At 41.9% G+C, this 13,367-nt stretch carries 11 protein-coding genes; 5 read left to right on the forward strand and 6 right to left on the reverse strand.

Annotated features, from left to right (window positions below; genetic code table 11):
* Positions 1-5: 5 nt before the first annotated feature.
* Positions 6-1,595, reverse strand: a complete 1,590-nt coding sequence (locus DSM08_RS09050; protein ID WP_149525846.1) for a hypothetical protein — start codon at positions 1,593-1,595, stop codon at positions 6-8.
* A gap of 287 nt (positions 1,596-1,882) precedes the next feature.
* Between DSM08_RS09050 and DSM08_RS09055 the strand changes: the two genes are divergently transcribed.
* The gene (locus tag DSM08_RS09055) at positions 1,883-2,419 is read left to right on the forward strand and encodes a hypothetical protein (RefSeq protein ID WP_149525847.1); all 537 of its coding nucleotides are present in this window, start codon (positions 1,883-1,885) and stop codon (positions 2,417-2,419) included.
* Positions 2,401-2,952: a hypothetical protein gene (locus DSM08_RS09060; protein WP_149525848.1), complete on the forward strand. Its 552-nt coding sequence runs from the start codon at positions 2,401-2,403 to the stop codon at positions 2,950-2,952. Before DSM08_RS09055 ends, DSM08_RS09060 begins: the two co-directional genes overlap by 19 nt.
* Before the next feature lie 174 nt (positions 2,953-3,126).
* Here the strand turns inward: DSM08_RS09060 and DSM08_RS09065 are convergent, their stop codons facing one another.
* Positions 3,127-3,816 carry a hypothetical protein gene (locus DSM08_RS09065; protein WP_149525849.1) on the reverse strand — a complete coding sequence of 230 codons (690 nt, stop codon included), beginning with the start codon at positions 3,814-3,816 and terminating at the stop codon, positions 3,127-3,129.
* A gap of 261 nt (positions 3,817-4,077) precedes the next feature.
* Here DSM08_RS09065 and DSM08_RS09070 point away from each other — a divergent pair, with 261 nt between their 5' ends.
* The gene (locus DSM08_RS09070) at positions 4,078-5,787 is read left to right on the forward strand and encodes a heavy metal translocating P-type ATPase (protein ID WP_262713915.1); all 1,710 of its coding nucleotides are present in this window, start codon (positions 4,078-4,080) and stop codon (positions 5,785-5,787) included.
* A gap of 14 nt (positions 5,788-5,801) precedes the next feature.
* A complete protein-coding gene (locus DSM08_RS19365) occupies positions 5,802-6,176 on the forward strand; it encodes a hypothetical protein (RefSeq protein WP_262713917.1) in 375 nt (124 codons plus the stop codon).
* A gap of 12 nt (positions 6,177-6,188) precedes the next feature.
* Here the strand turns inward: DSM08_RS19365 and DSM08_RS09075 are convergent, their stop codons facing one another.
* A complete protein-coding gene (locus DSM08_RS09075; RefSeq protein ID WP_149525850.1) occupies positions 6,189-7,067 on the reverse strand; it encodes a hypothetical protein in 879 nt (292 codons plus the stop codon).
* A 390-nt stretch (positions 7,068-7,457) separates the two neighbouring features.
* On the opposite strand from DSM08_RS09075, the gene DSM08_RS09080 reads away from it, so the two are divergent.
* Positions 7,458-8,225, forward strand: coding sequence for a DUF3050 domain-containing protein (locus tag DSM08_RS09080; protein WP_149525851.1), 768 nt, complete (start codon positions 7,458-7,460; stop codon positions 8,223-8,225).
* Positions 8,226-8,317: 92 nt separating this feature from the next.
* On the opposite strand, the gene DSM08_RS09085 is transcribed toward DSM08_RS09080, so the two are convergent.
* The 3 genes from DSM08_RS09085 to DSM08_RS09095 form a co-directional block, all read right to left on the reverse strand.
* Positions 8,318-9,097 carry a DUF4382 domain-containing protein gene (locus DSM08_RS09085; RefSeq protein WP_187774021.1) on the reverse strand — a complete coding sequence of 260 codons (780 nt, stop codon included), beginning with the start codon at positions 9,095-9,097 and terminating at the stop codon, positions 8,318-8,320.
* Between the two features lie 78 nt (positions 9,098-9,175).
* Positions 9,176-10,969 (reverse strand): glycoside hydrolase family 15 protein, encoded by a 1,794-nt coding sequence (locus tag DSM08_RS09090; RefSeq protein WP_149525853.1) that lies wholly within the window; start codon positions 10,967-10,969, stop codon positions 9,176-9,178.
* A 16-nt stretch (positions 10,970-10,985) separates the two neighbouring features.
* Positions 10,986-13,187, reverse strand: a complete 2,202-nt coding sequence (locus tag DSM08_RS09095; protein ID WP_149525854.1) for a bifunctional alpha,alpha-trehalose-phosphate synthase (UDP-forming)/trehalose-phosphatase — start codon at positions 13,185-13,187, stop codon at positions 10,986-10,988.
* Positions 13,188-13,367 lie beyond the last annotated feature (180 nt).

Consider the following 13,367-nt stretch of genomic DNA (forward strand, 5'->3'; position numbering starts at 1 on the left):
ATTTCTTATCCATTGTTTTCCTCTTCTTTTACAGGCTCCTCTTTTTTGGGTTCTTCTTTTTTCTTCTGTGTATAGTTGGCACCGTTCAGTTTAGGCGCGAATGGCATAATAGAGGATACAAAACCGATGAGTTGGACACCGTCGACACGTAATTGCCTCGTGTTTTGATCAATCGTTTGGTCCCAATGGTATTTATCTTTTCTATAGCTGGCAGATCCGCTGCCGGATACGAAGAGATTCCCAAAACTAACCGATCCACCATTCTTTAAGGTGTCTGTAATCTCGTTTGAGTCGAAGGAAGCAGAGCTCCAGGATATCAATACATCTTTAATGAGGATCATACTGGTGACAACAGAGGGCAACAAGACGAATTGTTTCGGGTCGTCAGGTTTAAATTCCTGATCAACTTTAGCCGTTGAAATACATCCTTCGGGATAATTACCCATCAGAAACCAGTTCCCAATATTCATCAGTGAACTGTCCATCCAGGGGCGGTTAATGTTTGCAAGACAGTAGGAGAAAGTGATGGTAAGTCCCTCAAACGACGAGCTGATATGTTTTTCTGAATGCGCTGAGGAGTGGTTAACCGATCCTCCGAGGCTTCCAAAGAGTCTAAATCCGGAACTGATCCTTGCCGACATGTCTTTTTTGGTAGATAAGGTGTCGAATGTTTTCTTAGAATGGTAGTCGGTTTGGCTGTATGTATTCCATCCGGGACCATTCTTGGAGTACCATTTACTCGGTGTAATAAACGTATATGGAAGATTGCCGATGCCTGGCATATTGATCAGGCTATTCTCATACTTTATCTTTGCGCGTCGAATCATCAGAATAGCGGGGTCTATACCTTGCGCCGATAGGAGTGCCATCGCTTCCTCTATCTCTTGTTTAGCGCCTCTAGATTGCCATTTATCCCATGCGTAATCGACATCATCTTGATAAATCTTACCCTGCATCGGCCAAAGATTGAACTTGAGCGGGTCGCTTAATGCGTTGGCATACTGGCGATCGCGTTCTCTTACCGCATCGTAATATTCATCTCGATACTGATTGTATTTCTCATATTTCGGCGTGTCATTGCCTTCTTCATCAACCATCAATTTCTCCGCTCGCTCTAGTGCGGCTTTGATAGCATCATTTGCCTCCAATCCAGATTCTAAACCATTCGCCCCATTGATGATGGCGAACCATGTATCATTAACCTTCGCAGCGTTTGGCCAGGCACGATAGGTGTCATCAATAGAAATCTTAGTGTCTGTCAGGGAGAATGTCTGAAGATAGGCATTCATCGATTGCCCAATAGAACCCGAGGTCAACAAGATATCTTCCAAAGCAGAGGATGCCGAAGCCGCATCGGTGTTCGCCGGATCGGTAGCATCCGTCGTTCTTGCTTTATTTTCGCGGGCAGACTTCACTGCCTCGGTCAAATTTGATTGCGTTGGTGTCCATGGGTTTTTAAAGTCTTCTTCCGGAATCGGCAATCCAATAGGGAGGAAGGATACAAATTGATTATTCGGAGTCTGTCCAGTACTAGGATCTACACCTACGGCTTTCCATTTTAGATCCTCCATAATCTTAAATACATCGTTATTCATGACTTTTAAGTTTAGTGGTTATTTAATAAGTAGAATTAAAAATGAGGATTAATGTAAGCGCTTGAAAAACAATATGATGAAAGCTGTTTATTAATTAGCAAAGCGCACGATTCAACGAGGGAGCCCGGCAAATTGTAATATTCTAGGCTATGTAGATATAAAGTAGATAGCCCATAATCGCGTATTCGGTCGATCTATGCCATATTTATATAATTATGCTAAGGTTCGATTTATTTTTTCGGGTCTTTGGTTCTTACTTTGTGTCAGTGATAGCAAAGATGAGTATTATGAGAAAACTGAATTTTAAGAGTGTGATTGTCGCCTGCAGTTTGTTGGCAGTTATCAGTGCGTGTAGTAAGAAATCGATTGAACCAGTGGAACCCGATCCTGAGAATCCAGAAACGCCTACACCGAAACCACCGACACCAAAGCCTTTGACATTCTTCTACGCCGGCTATAAGTATCAAACGGATTATAAAGGAGCCGGTAGAAATGCAATTTTAAGCATTAATGACTCGATCGTTCTTCTTTCTCCATCATTGCGCTCGGATGCTCTTGCAATTGCAGCAGTAAACAATAAGGAGGCACATGTTACAGGCTATCAGAAGACGTCGTCAGGACAGCAGCGTGTTGCCTATTGGAAGAATGGCAAGATTTCATTCTTAACACAGGCGGGAAATAATAATACAGGAACAGCTATCAATGTAATCGGCAGTAAAGTTTATGTAGGAGGGACTAAGATTACAATGGAGCATATGGTTTATTTCTTTGGACAAATGGCGTCGAGAAGAGAAAGGCATGCTGTTTGGCACAGTCAGAAGTGACATCCATTACTGAGGTCGCAGGCGAACCGTATCTATCGGGGCGTTTTGCTAGCAATGCGCATATGTTCAACGACGAATGGGCACTTGCGATAGCAGGACCGAATACCTATGCAGATTATATCAATGCCATCAATAAAGATGTCTATGTGCTTGGACATGCAAATTACAATAGCAGTTCCGACGCTGCAGTAGTATGGAAAAATCGAAAAGAAGTCTTCAAGCTTCCCTTAGGCGACTTTGCTTCCGACGTCCTTGGAACTATGGTTGGCACAGACTATTATTTCGTCGCCAACTTCTATAACGGTGGCAAGGGAACATCTGTAGTTTATAAGAATAAAACGAAACTTTACCAACTTAGCGGAGCAGCAAGCATCACCGCAACAGCAATTCGTGTAGTAAGCGGGAAAGTTTATATCCTCGGAAATTACCTAAATGGCGCGAAATCGTCTGCCGTACTCTGGACCAATGGCAAACCGAAAGTGCTTTTTGGCGAAGGAAAGAAGATTTATTTGAATGATTTTGCAGTGAATTAGATTTTAGACATTAGATGTGAGATATTAGAGCGCAGCGAGAAATATTCCAGCGCGTCGATGTGAGTTATTGCAATATGATAACGATAAAGTTTGTTGGCTGTAAATACACTATACTGCGTTCTCTTTTTAGCCAGTTTACTCTAATATCTTATGTCTTATATCTGATATCTAAACCTAATATTGCCAACCAACAAACCGCTGCACCAGTCCGTTTTTGTCGAATACCCAAACTAGGTGGGTGAAGCAGCCGCCGTCGCCGACTCCTTGGCTGACGTAGTAGTGGTTGTTATAGGTTTTGATTTCGAATTCGTTGCCGGCATGCAGGATTCCCCAGATTAATGACATGGGGATATCGACTATTTTGTTCCCGATTGTTGCGGTTGCTTTAGTTATTTCGGTTTTTGGTGTTCCGCAGTCGGCTCCGAAGTAGTGTTCACCATTAATTGTTTCAATGGATTCCGAACCGTCAATATAGCCGATTTTCTTTCCCGATTTGCTAAAGGGTTTATGCTTGTATTCGAATTTAAAGACTTTGGGGTCAGCATTTTTTAGCTGATCGAATAGCTTATATTGCGAAGTATGACTATATCGATAGGTGTACTCCTCGTTTGCTGTATTCAGCCTGCTCATGGGCTCTTTGATCACTACAACCTCTGACCATACTGCATCATTTGCCGAAACTCCAATTTCATCATTGAAAGCAAGGATTACCGTATTAGTTTTAACCTTCGCGATGACTTTACTCTTGCTATCCGGCTTTTCGCGAATGTTAGCAGATCCATCCGGACTGCTGATCACTGCGACCTGAGAAAATCCCGCATTAACAATTAGTAGTATCGAGATTAAGGTTAATAGTCTCTTCATAAGGTTTTTGACATTATACAATCAAATCTAACACCAAAGTTTCCATATCGTTTAGGTATATTTAGTAAAATTCGTTTGAAGACCAATAATCGCACAAATAATTCGCATGGTACAGAAGTATAGGGCTGATCTATGGGATCATAAAAGGGCAGAGTTTGTGCTGTACTAAGCTATAAACGATAGGAAAGGCGCATTTTTTGTGAACATAGTATGGAATGGATCGGTAGATCAGACCAATAATAGAAATAAACACGTGTTTTTATGAGACAACAACATCAGCATATCTACAATGAAAATGGGGTTTGTGAAATATGTAGCCAAACGGAGAAGGTTTATCGGCAAGCCGATGCTGCCGATCTTCTAACAAAAAAGGCTGCAAAAAATGCTCATGCGCATCCGCATGAAGATAGCAACGAACATAACCATGATCACGAGCATGCCGATGATGATGTGCATGATCATGATCACAGTCATGAAGTAGGAGGTAGTCTATTCAAACTATTTCTACCATCGATTATTAGTTTAGTGTGGTTATTGCTTGGTCTTTTTTTCGACCATTTCTGGAAGATGGATTGGTTTACGGGCTACGTTCGTTTAGTTTGGTATTTGGCGGCCTATATTCCAGTCGGGCTACCGGTTCTGAAAGATGCGGTGAAAAGCATCGGAAAGGGCAATTTCTTTTCCGAGTTTTTTTTAATGGGAATTGCAACTCTCGGGGCATTCGGTATAGCCGAATATCCGGAAGCAGTTGCTGTCATGCTATTTTATGCGGTCGGCGAGAGTTTCCAAACATTGGCAGTATCTCGCGCCAAATCCAATATCAAGAAGCTATTGGATCAGCGACCTGATGAGGCCACAATTATCCGCGATAGCAAGACGCAAACCATTAAAGCGACGGATGTTCAGATCGGCGATATCGTTCAATTAAAACCTGGAGAAAAGCTAGGGCTGGATGGAATTTTAATATCCGATGCTGCATCGTTTAACACGGCTGCACTAACGGGCGAGAGTAAACCTGATACGAAGAACAAAGGCGAGCACGTGCTTGCCGGGATGATCAATCTACAATCCGTTGCGCAGGTTGAAGTTAATACAGCCTATGCCGATAGCAAGTTGAGCAAAATACTCGAGCTTGTTCAACATGCCAGCTCGCAGAAAGCGCCTACAGAACTGTTTATTTCCAAGTTCGCACGCATCTATACGCCTATCGTGGTCTTTCTTGCTATCGGCATCTGCTTTTTTCCATACTTCTTTGTTGCAGACTATGTTTTTCAGGATTGGTTATATCGGGCTCTCATTTTCTTAGTTGTTTCTTGCCCTTGTGCGCTCGTTATATCAATTCCACTGGGTTATTTCGGTGGGATAGGTGCAGCCAGTCGCCACGGCATATTGGTAAAAGGAGGCAACTTCCTCGATGTTTTAGCAGGATTGAAGCATGTGGTGATGGATAAAACAGGAACAATGACAGAAGGGGTGTTCAAAGTGCAGGAGGTCAATTTGAAAGACCAAGTTGCTCTCCCGGACCTAATGGATTATGTCAACTTACTTGAAAGCAAGAGCACCCATCCCGTTGCTACCGCGATACATGAATATGTAGGCGAGATTAAAGAGCAGCTCCCGCTTCAAAATATAGAAGAAATTGCAGGGCATGGACTCCGAGGTGAAATCAATTCGAAAGAATTCCTCGTAGGTAACTTCAAACTTTTGGATAAATACAAAGTCGCTTATCCGATCAATCCTGCCGATATCGCCTATACGACGATTGCAATTGCCTATGACGGACAATATCAAGGCTATATAACAATTGCAGACACCATTAAAGCGGATGCCAAAGCAACGATCAACAAGCTACACAACCTGGGCGTTAAAGCAACGATGCTAAGTGGAGATAAGGAAACGGTAGTTAAGCATGTGGCCAAGAATTACGAATCGATCAGGCTTTCGGTGATCTGCTTCCGGAAGATAAGGTAAATCATTTTAAAGCGATTAAAGCCAATGATCAGGTTGTAGCCTTTGTTGGCGATGGTGTCAACGATGCACCTGTTGTCGCATTAAGTGATGTTGGTATTGCGATGGGTGGACTTGGATCTGATGCGACGATTGAAACCGCGGATGTCGTTATTCAAGATGATAAACCGATGAAAATCCCTGTCGCTATTCAAATTGGAAAGAAGACCAAGACCATCGTATGGCAGAATATAGGTTTTGCATTTGGTGTAAAAGCAATTGTACTAATCTTAGGGGCAGGCGGACTGGCGACCATGTGGGAAGCGGTGTTCGCCGACGTTGGAGTTGCGCTGTTAGCAATATTGAATGCTGTCAGGATACAGCGATCGAATTTTAATAGCGATCATGATTAATGTTGGTAATCCCTAAAAACCAAATGGATCATCTGGTGGCAAGGGTTTTCGAAATTCGTTAATGATACGGTACGGCGGAGTAGATCCTTCTTGAACTTCCAAATTACCTCTATCGGAATCTGCTTTAATATAGATATCGTTAATAAAATTGCTGCTAATTTGATAACCTGCATCAATGTATTCAAATGCAATATAGTCTTCGTTAGGATAGTAAAGGGTTCTATTTCCCCAGCTATCGATCTCGATTAAAGCATTGTTGCCTCGATTATCGGAAATTTCTAGGCCGATTCGCGTATTTTTTATAGTGATTTGTTGTCCGGAATGTGTCGTAATCTTGGTTTTGTTCGATAGATTCTTGCTAATGCTACTTTTTTGGCCGTCCTCGCCATCAATCGTGATTTTACCAACAAAGTTACGCTTGAAATTCAGCCAATTTCCCTTATCATCGACTACTTGGGAGTTCCCCATCAAACTACCGCGTATACTAACGGAGTGTTGTTGATCGTCGCTAAAGACGATTTCCCCACCTTGTTCGTTCGATATGGTAATCGTCTTGCTTTCCAAAAATCCGAATTTATTTTCCGGCCAGTATATTGTAATCCATGAAATAGGTTCGGCGTCCAATCCAAAAATATCCTCATAGATCGGGAAAATCGTTTGAGAAAAACACAATTTCTGAAAGAACATCGCCTCTTTTTCCTGTTGGCTCAGCTCAATCTTATTTGCACGGTTTTCTTGAGCCCCCAAGAAAAGACCTTGAAAAAGCAATATGAGGGTAAAAACGATATGGATTTTCTTCATAGATACAAGATGTATTTCTTTAGCGAATATATCAAAATCTTGCTTTCTTACATACCACATCTTAACAAGTATGAGTCTTTCGCTTTTCATATTCCTTTTAAACCCAAATCAAAGCCCTTTCAAAGCGGTTATGATTGGGCTTTACATTGGGTTTGTATTGGGTTTGAAAGGGCTTTGACTAGTAGTTAGTAGTAAGTATTTAGTAGTTAGACCTATGGGTCGTCTGAACCAGGAAAGGAAGGATGATAGGATTGTCAGGATCCTGCTAATCCTATCATCCTTCCTTTCCTGGTTCAAAGACAAAACATCCCGCTCATCTTATCAGACAAAATAACCTGCTCATCCTTTTATCCTTCCTTTCCTGGTTCAAGACAAAACATCCTGCTAATCTTTTTCAAGACAAACCTTCCTTACATATATGTTTAAAAATTTTCGTCTGCATAACGTCACTAAATCGATAAGTGTTGTTTACTTTTGGGGATGCAAAACCGTATTAACACTATCCATTCTTTTATTAGCGAAGAACGCGCTATACTTTTAAGCCATCCACTTTATCAGAAAATCAAAACAGTTGAAGATCTTCGGAAATTCACCGAGGGGCATGTTTATGCTGTTTGGGATTTTATGTCCTTATTGAAGGCTTTGCAGATTCAATTAACTTGCACTCAAGTGCCTTGGTTTGCGAGTGAATATCCCGATACCCGCTATTTGATCAATGAAATAGTTCTGGCCGAAGAGTCTGATGAGTATTTTGATGGGCGCCGATTAAGTCATTTCGAAATGTACTTAGACTCTATGCAGGCGCTAGGAGCAAATTGTGAGCCTATTCAAAGTTTTGTAGCTGGTCTGAACGGTATATCGGACATTCACGCGGCAATCGATGCACAGTCGTTTGACCCACGCATCAAAGACTTTTTACATTTTACTTTTGATTGTATTGCCAGCCAGGAGCCGCATAAAGTTGCTTCGGCTTTTACTTTTGGTCGTGAGGATCTAATTCCGGATATGTTCAGTTCTATTTTGGATTCCTTGAAGCTTCAGTTTCCTGACACCGACTTAGACCGTTTGATCTATTATTTCCAACGCCATATCGAATTAGATGGCGATGAACACGGTCCATTAGCGATGCGCATGATCATGGAGTTGGCAGGGGAGGATGAAAAGAAATGGGAAGAGATGCAACTGACCGCTAAGCAGGCGTTGCAGAAAAGAATTGCGCTTTGGGATGCTATTGAGGCGAGTTTATAATGATATTAAACTTGTATGTTTCCATAGAAGCAGGTAATAATAAAATAGGCTGTCTAAAAATAGACAGCCTATTACTTTATAGTATATCGGGATTAGTTTTCTGAAACTGTTCCTAGGTTAATCGTACCTACATTTGTTACTTTTCCTTGCGTTACAATAACGTCTTGTGATACAGTGTCGTATCCAGGTTCTGTAGGTTCAATTACTAATTTATAAGTACCTTGATCTACACCTGGGAAATAAAATTTACCTAATGGATTAGTGATTGTTCCTATTGTATCTGTTCCTGTAATAGCATATACATTTGGCCATGCGGAGAATGGAGCAACAACCCCTTCAATTGCACCCGATGTTGCTACTGGGATGGCACGAAGAACTGGTTTCAACATCCATTTGCCATTTCCAGTTTGGTGCACGGATTTCGCAGCATCAAAATCGATCAATAGCGTATAAGCTACATTCGGGATTAAGTCATCATGTACTTTCAATTTTACGCCAGATGATTGTCCTGATGGCGTTGTTAATGGATAACGTTGTCCATCGACAACGATCTCATTTCCTTCGTCCTCTAATTTTAAACGAATTTCTTGAATTCTTCCTGATGGTACATCATGTGCGGCAATTACCGTATCTCTTCCGAAACGATATTGAAGAATGTCAAATGGGTCAGCATCTACGTCGATTACTTCCGCGCCACTTACAGTACGGATTTCAATTTCATCGATGTTCAAATAAATGGCGTCGTAATTTGCTGGCGCATCGGTCATCTTAATAGTTACCGGAGTTTTACCAGTGGGAATACCGTCATCTGTAGAACAGCTTCCAAAAGCTAATGTTGCAAGAGCTAGTGAAAAGAATAATGTATTTTTCATAGTAATATCTGAATATTGCATTCATCCATAGGCAAAGCTTGTGCCAATTGTAATCTAATTGTAAAACGGTAGTTAAGATTATGTAAAGATTGGGCGGTCTAATTTTGTTGCAATTCGATATGCGGCGTTCATCAAGCCGACATGGCTATAAGCCTGCGGAAAGTTGCCCCATTGACTTCCATCTTCTTCATGCACATCCTCGCTGAAAAGTCCCAAATGATTGCTGTAGCCCATTAGATTGTGGAATATTTCCTGTGCTTCATCGATTCTCCCCACACAGGCGAGGGCCTCAACATACCAAAATGCACAGACTAAAAATGTAGATTGCGGCTTTCCAAAATCGTCTTGATGCAGATAGCGATAGAATAGGCCGTTTTTTCCTTTCAGCACTTTTTCCAATTCGTTCAGATGTAGCTTGGCACGTTCAGAATTGGGGTCTAAATAGTGCATCATAATCAACTGCAGCGTACTGGCATCCAAATCGGATCCTTCTGATGCATTCCGATATACTTTTCGCTCCTCGTCATAGCATGATTCTATATGTGCCGCTGCTTTGTCTTTAAGTTCTTGGGCTTGGATCTCGATATCTTGATAACCGTTTTGCTTCGCGATCTTCAAGGCAGCGGATGCTCCAGCCCATTGGAACAGGTTGGAATAGGCATGTCGGTTAGCGATATGTCGGAATTCCCAGATACCGGCATCCTTTTCATCAATGGTCGTAGCAATCTTATCCAGGATATAGACTAGCCAGCTTTTTGCATCTTTACGCTCGTCCGCAGGGAATCTGAAATCGGTAAATAAAGGAAGTAGGGCAATCATCGCTTGTCCGTAGACATCGTTTTGTATATGTTCATAAGCTTGATTTCCAATTCGTACCGGCTTGTTTCCTAAATAGCCTTCTAGGTAGTCTAGGGTTTCTTCGGTCAATGTACGTCGACCAAGTATTCCGTAGAGTGGTTGCAATCTTCCACTGTCGGATTGTGTGATTCCTGTAATATAGGTGGCAAATTTTTCGAGTTCATCGAATTTTCCGATGTTGGCTAGCGCGGTCAATACATAATAGCTGTCGCGAACCCAACAGTAGCGGTAATCCCAATTTCTTCCAGAACCTGGTGACTCGGGCAAACTCGTTGTGCTCGACGCTATGATAGCGCCGGTATCTTCATATTGGTGCAATTTGAGCACCAATGCGGAGCGGATAATTTGGTCTTGATAGAAGTTAGGCACATCAGCTTTCTTCGTCCAATTACGCCAATATTGCTTGGTTCTGATCAGGAAATCCTCAACAGTTTTTTCCAAAGCGGCTTCGAATGCGCTGCCATAATTCAATACCATATATTTCTTTTCGGAAAGGATGATACTGCTTTTGTCCTCGTCGAAGAAATGACTTATAGGGATGTTGGTGGTCAACCGCATGTGTTCATTGTCGTAATTGAATTGCACATGATTGCTTCCTCTAGAGCGGTGGAAATCTGCCAATCCATAATTCGCTTTTGGGTTGCAGGTAACTTTTATCTTCGGGTTGCCTTCGAGCGGCTCAACGATTCGAATAAGCATCAGTGGCTTATAGAAACGTTCGTATTGTTCAAAGCGAGGGGCAAAATCGGTTACTTTGAAACTGCCCTGGTCGCTATGGACTTCAGTAACTAATATATTGGTGTTCTCTAGGTAATACTGTTTGGAATATACATTATCTCCCTGCAATCGTATGTTAAACTCGCCACCTTTATTTTTATCGAGCAAACAACCAAAGACAAAGCTGTCGCGAAAGGTTGGCCAGCAGAGCCAGTTGATGTTTGTGCTCTTGTGTACATGAGCGATGAAATTGCAATTACCAATAATGCCAGAGTTATATAAGTGTTTTTTATTCATTCAATCGTATTTTGTGTTATAACTGCGTCAATTCAGTCAGTAATTGTAAAACCTCTTCTTTATTTTCAACGAAATATTTGGCTGCAGATTGCTTATTCCCGACTTTAATCGTTACAGCATTTGCCGGTAATTCGTTAAACATATCTTCATCCGTAGCGTCGTCGCCAATACAAAGGATATAGTCCGGGTTGATCTCATTAACGAGTTGAACTACCGCTTTCCCTTTATTGATCTCCATGTTTTTGATCTCGATTACCCGATCGCCATTGATGATCTGCAAACCGATTTCATTTGCCAAGGGGTGTAGTTCTTGTAATAGTTCCTGTGCTTTTATTTTTCCTAGGGCATGATCGACTTTGCGATAATGCCAGGCTAAGGAGTAAGTTTTCTCTTCAATCAGCGAACCTGGCGTTCGGTCGGTAAAGCGTTGAAGGATACTACGTACAAAGACCTTCCATTCGTTCGATAAGCCTTCCTTGATATGCCATTGGTGGTTTGGAAAGTTGGACCAGATACCATGTTCGGCAATGGTAAAGAATGATTTGTCGGGAAACCAGTCTTGCATATTGTCGTATTTACGACCGCTTACCAGAGAAAGCGTATTCTGTTTATCATTTGCGATGTTTTCTAGTAATTGATGGAGTTCAGCAGTAGGGGTTGCTTTCGCAGCGTCCTTGTTGAATCCAACTAACGTTCCGTCATAATCCAAAAGAATCAACCTGTTGGTCGCCTGCTTATAAGTCGACTTGATCGAGGTTCTGACCTGATCTTTGACTTTACGTGTGATGGCCTTGTTTTGCTGTTCCTTTATTTCTCGAAGTCGTTGGAAAAAGAGATTGACCCAATGGAATACATTGAATTTCTCTACCACTTGCTGACTTGCTTGCATGCGTTCTTGTTTCTCGCTCTCAGACATCATCAACGCCTCATATAAGATATCGCTAGAGTCTTCAATAGCATAAGGATTGATCAGTAAGGCATCGGAAAGCTCTTTGGATGCACCAGCAAACTCGCTGAGTACCAAGGCTCCAGTCTGGAGTTGCTTGCTGGCGATGTACTCCTTCGCAACCAGGTTCATGCCGTCGTAGAGGGAACTCACTAAGCATACATCGGCGGCAGCATAAACTGCTGACAGCTTATCAAAGGGTAGCGATTTATAGAAATAAGAGACGGGTTGCCATCCTGGTGATCCTAAGACCGCATTGATATTGCCGACTTTACGGTCGATTTCGTTACGCAGCTTCTTATATTGATTGACCTGATCTCTGGAAGGGACGATGAGCATGTAAAGCACGACCTTCTCCTGCAGTTCTGGATATTTTAACAATAACTTTTCGTAGGATGCAAGACGTTGTAAAATGCCTTTACTGTAGTCCAGCCGATCTACAGAAAGGATAATCTTTTTATCCTCGAAAAGCTTTTTGAGCTCGGCGGCATAAAGCTGCGTTTTCTTGTCGATTGCTTGGCGTTTGTATTTTTCATAGTCTATACCCATAGGGAATACATCAACGAAGCAACTTCGACCTTCTAATTTGATATGGTGATGATGGATTTCAGCGTTCAGCAAGGTCTGATTCGCCTCCAGGAAATTATGTGCATTCTCATAGGTATGGAATCCCACTAAATCGGCACTGGAAAGGCCATCTAATAGCTGCTTTCTCCAGGGCAACATACTAAAGAGTTCGGGAGGAGGGAAGGGGATATGATGGAAATATCCTATACTGCTGGGCTGACTTTGCTCCCTAATATATTTGGGCAATAGCATCAATTGATAGTCATGAACCCATACGGTGGTTTCCGCCTCGATATAAGGAAGAGACGCTTTTGCAAACTTCTCATTTACCTGTTCGTAGGCATCCCAATAGTCGTCGCGAAGCTCGACGTAGCTAGGTCTATAGTGACATAGTGGCCAGAGCACAGCGTTGGAGAAGCCTTCGTAATAATTTTTTATTTCTGTCTGCGTTAGAAATACCGGTATAAGATTTAGCTTATATAGTTCTTCGCGGATGTGCTGTTCCTCTTCCTCGGTTTTAGGAATAATTCCCGGCCACCCGATCCACCAAGAGCCGTTATCTTTGTAAAATGAGCCTAGTCCGGTCGCTAGCCCACCTTCACTTGCGGTAAATTTCAGCTTTCCTTTTTTACGTTCTATTTTGACTGGCAATCGATTGGAGATAATAAGAGTTTTGCCAGAATTTGTTGGGGTTTGATTTCGCATACTGCATTACTAACAATTTAGGCCGATTTTTGTTTGCTTTATTTCTATTTTCCTAATTAACTCGCATTGATAGGAGTTAAAAAATATCGGAAATAAGATTTAAAATGCCTTAAAGGTTAATATTTAACCATTACGGTTAATGAAGTTGCGATTTCCCTCATACTATGATAATATTTTCCA

This window comes from Sphingobacterium hotanense, from assembly GCF_008274825.1.
Classification (GTDB): domain Bacteria; phylum Bacteroidota; class Bacteroidia; order Sphingobacteriales; family Sphingobacteriaceae; genus Sphingobacterium; species Sphingobacterium hotanense.